This window comes from Shigella sp. SIG6, from assembly GCF_053555815.1.
On record NZ_JBQZXC010000208.1, the window covers coordinates 1 to 3648 of the forward strand.

The 3648-nt window shown below is 50.1% G+C and carries 4 protein-coding genes; all 4 read left to right on the plus strand.

Features of this window, described 5'->3' with window-relative positions:
• Window positions 1–195: 195 nt before the first annotated feature.
• Window positions 196–411 carry a biofilm-dependent modulation protein gene (gene bdm / locus ACUU1M_RS19275; RefSeq protein ID WP_000495766.1) on the plus strand — a complete coding sequence of 72 codons (216 nt, stop codon included), beginning with the start codon at window positions 196–198 and terminating at the stop codon, window positions 409–411.
• A gap of 101 nt (window positions 412–512) precedes the next feature.
• Window positions 513–650, plus strand: a complete 138-nt coding sequence (sra, locus tag ACUU1M_RS19280) for a stationary-phase-induced ribosome-associated protein (RefSeq protein WP_000841554.1) — start codon at window positions 513–515, stop codon at window positions 648–650.
• Between the two features lie 150 nt (window positions 651–800).
• Window positions 801–2498: a malate dehydrogenase gene (gene maeA, locus ACUU1M_RS19285; RefSeq protein ID WP_000433468.1), complete on the plus strand. Its 1698-nt coding sequence runs from the start codon at window positions 801–803 to the stop codon at window positions 2496–2498.
• 133 nt (window positions 2499–2631) lie between these two features.
• Complete coding sequence (gene adhP, locus ACUU1M_RS19290; protein ID WP_000845076.1) at window positions 2632–3642, plus strand: alcohol dehydrogenase AdhP; 1011 nt, start codon at window positions 2632–2634, stop codon at window positions 3640–3642.
• Window positions 3643–3648: the final 6 nt, after the last annotated feature.

A 3648-nucleotide genomic window follows, 5' to 3' on the forward strand; every position in this document is an offset into this window, starting at 1 on the left:
TCAAGAGATATTGCATCAATATCAATCAACTCACCACAATAATAATACCTATCAATATCATGGGGTTAAAATATAAAAATCATCAACCAGGACTAATCTCAACAACGAAGCGGTAAATATTTGCCATGCTGAATGTGCTTTATAAATCTGCGATCCGTAGCAGACACCATAAATACACAGACACGGAGAATCACTATGTTTACTTATTATCAGGCAGAAAATTCAACAGCAGAACCCGCTCTGGTTAATGCCATTGAGCAAGGCCTTCGGGCAGAGCACGGTGTTGTCACTGAAGATGACATTCTCATGGAGCTGACCAAATGGGTGGAAGCTTCTGATAACGACATCCTCAGTGATATCTACCAGCAAACGATCAATTATGTGGTCAGTGGCCAGCACCCTACGCTTTAAGGTGCTATGCTTGATCGGCAACCTAATTTAGGGGTTTAGCACGTGTTTCTTCGCTACGGCGATGTTGTCCTTAAAACTAGCAACAGGATTGAGGAGTTAAAATGAAATCGAACCGTCAGGCACGTCATATTCTTGGACTGGACCATAAAATTTCTAACCAGCGCAAAATAGTTACCGAAGGCGACAAATCCAGCGTGGTAAATAACCCAACCGGCAGAAAACGCCCCGCTGAAAAGTAATTCATAACCATCAGTCCTCAATGACGATTAAACACCATTGCCTGCGCAATGGTGTTTTTATCTGCTTTATACTTGGGGACGACGCCCTGGCGGTAAAGCAAAGACGATAAAAGCGTGCCAGGGATGGATATTCAAAAAAGAGTGAGTGACATGGAACCAAAAACAAAAAAACAGCGTTCGCTTTATATCCCTTACGCTGGCCCTGTACTGCTGGAATTTCCGTTGTTGAATAAAGGCAGTGCCTTCAGCATGGAAGAACGCCGTAACTTCAACCTGCTGGGGTTACTGCCGGAAGTGGTCGAAACCATCGAAGAACAAGCGGAACGAGCATGGATCCAGTATCAGGGATTCAAAACCGAAATCGACAAACACATCTACCTGCGTAACATCCAGGACACCAACGAAACCCTCTTCTACCGTCTGGTAAACAATCATCTTGATGAGATGATGCCTGTTATTTATACCCCAACCGTCGGCGCAGCCTGTGAGCGTTTTTCTGAGATCTACCGCCGTTCACGCGGCGTGTTTATCTCTTACCAGAACCGCCACAATATGGACGATATTCTGCAAAACGTGCCGAACCATAATATTAAAGTGATTGTGGTGACTGACGGTGAACGTATTCTGGGGCTTGGTGACCAGGGCATCGGCGGGATGGGCATTCCGATCGGTAAACTGTCGCTCTATACCGCCTGTGGCGGCATCAGCCCGGCGTATACCCTTCCGGTGGTGCTGGATGTCGGAACGAACAACCAACAGCTGCTTAACGATCCGCTGTATATGGGCTGGCGTAATCCGCGTATCACTGACGATGAATACTATGAATTCGTTGATGAATTTATCCAGGCTGTGAAACAACGCTGGCCGGACGTGCTGTTGCAGTTTGAAGACTTTGCTCAAAAAAATGCGATGCCGTTACTTAACCGCTATCGCAATGAAATTTGTTCTTTTAACGATGACATTCAGGGCACTGCGGCGGTAACAGTCGGCACACTGATCGCAGCCAGCCGCGCGGCAGGTGGTCAGTTAAGCGAGAAAAAAATCGTCTTCCTTGGCGCAGGTTCAGCGGGATGCGGCATTGCCGAAATGATCATCGCCCAGACCCAGCGCGAAGGATTAAGCGAGGAAGCAGCGCGGCAGAAAGTCTTTATGGTCGATCGCTTTGGCCTGCTGACGGACAAGATGCCGAACCTGCTGCCTTTCCAGACCAAACTGGTGCAGAAGCGCGAAAACCTCAGTAACTGGGATACCGACAGCGATGTGTTGTCACTGCTGGATGTGGTGCGCAATGTAAAACCAGATATTCTGATTGGCGTCTCAGGACAGACCGGGCTGTTTACGGAAGAGATCATCCGTGAGATGCATAAACACTGTCCGCGTCCGATCGTGATGCCGCTGTCTAACCCGACGTCTCGCGTGGAAGCCACACCGCAGGACATTATCGCCTGGACCGAAGGTAACGCGCTGGTCGCCACTGGCAGCCCGTTTAATCCAGTGGTATGGAAAGATAAAATCTACCCTATCGCCCAGTGTAACAACGCCTTTATTTTCCCGGGCATCGGCCTGGGTGTTATTGCTTCCGGCGCGTCACGTATCACCGATGAGATGCTGATGTCGGCAAGTGAAACGCTTGCTCAGTATTCGCCGCTGGTCCTGAACGGCGAAGGTCTGGTACTACCGGAACTGAAAGATATTCAGAAAGTCTCCCGCGCAATTGCGTTTGCGGTTGGCAAAATGGCGCAGCAGCAAGGCGTGGCGGTCAAAACGTCTGCTGAAGCTTTGCAACAAGCCATTGACGATAATTTCTGGCAAGCCGAATACCGCGACTACCGCCGTACCTCCATCTAAGCCTGCACCCGGTAGTGAAGGCTACCGGGCTATTTCCCTCTCCCTTTTTCAGATCTCATCCATACTGGGTAGTGGCGAATAAATCTCATTTGCCTCACCTGCTATGCAGAACATCATCCGAAAAGGAGGAACTATGAAGACTGCAGTTGTTACGAAGGATCATCATGTTGACGTTACGGATAAAACACTGCGCTCACTGAAACATGGCGAAGCCCTGCTGAAAATGGAGTGTTGTGGTGTATGTCATACCGATCTTCATGTTAAGAATGGCGATTTTGGTGACAAAACCGGCGTAATTCTGGGCCATGAAGGCATCGGTGTGGTGGCAGAAGTTGGCCCAGGTGTCACCTCATTAAAACCAGGCGATCGTGCCAGCGTGGCGTGGTTTTACGAAGGATGCGGTCATTGCGAATACTGTAACAGTGGTAACGAAACGCTCTGCCGTTCAGTTAAAAATGCCGGATACAGCGTTGATGGCGGGATGGCGGAAGAGTGCATCGTGGTCGCCGATTACGCGGCAAAAGTGCCAGATGGTCTGGACTCGGCGGCGCCCAGCAGCATTACCTGTGCGGGGGTCACCACCTACAAAGCCGTTAAACTGTCAAAAATTCGTCCCGGTCAGTGGATTGCTATCTACGGTCTTGGCGGTCTGGGTAACCTCGCCCTACAATACGCAAAGAATGTCTTTAACGCCAAAGTGATCGCCATTGATGTCAATGATGAGCAGTTAAAACTGGCAACCGAAATGGGTGCAGATTTAGCGATTAACTCACGCACCGAAGACGCCGCCAAAATTGTGCAGGAGAAAACCGGTGGCGCTCACGCTGCGGTGGTAACAGCAGTAGCTAAAGCTGCGTTTAACTCGGCAGTTGATGCTGTCCGTGCAGGCGGTCGTGTTGTGGCTGTCGGTCTGCCGCCGGAGTCTATGAGCCTGGATATCCCACGTCTTGTGCTGGATGGCATTGAAGTGGTCGGTTCGCTGGTCGGCACACGCCAGGATCTAACCGAAGCCTTCCAGTTTGCCGCCGAAGGCAAAGTGGTGCCGAAAGTCGCCCTGCGTCCGTTAGCGGACATCAACACCATCTTTACCGAGATGGAAGAAGGCAAAATCCGTGGCCGTATGGTGATTGATTTCCGTCACTAAGAGGTC

What these genes read in the sequence shown, in the direction of transcription:
- bdm (WP_000495766.1), top strand. Translation starts at nt 196, where the DNA reads ATGTTTACTTATTATCAGGCAGAAAATTCAACAGCAGAACCCGCTCTG.
- adhP (WP_000845076.1), top strand. Translation starts at nt 2,632, where the DNA reads ATGAAGACTGCAGTTGTTACGAAGGATCATCATGTTGACGTTACGGAT.
- sra (WP_000841554.1), top strand. Translation starts at nt 513, where the DNA reads ATGAAATCGAACCGTCAGGCACGTCATATTCTTGGACTGGACCATAAA.
- maeA (WP_000433468.1), top strand. Translation starts at nt 801, where the DNA reads ATGGAACCAAAAACAAAAAAACAGCGTTCGCTTTATATCCCTTACGCT.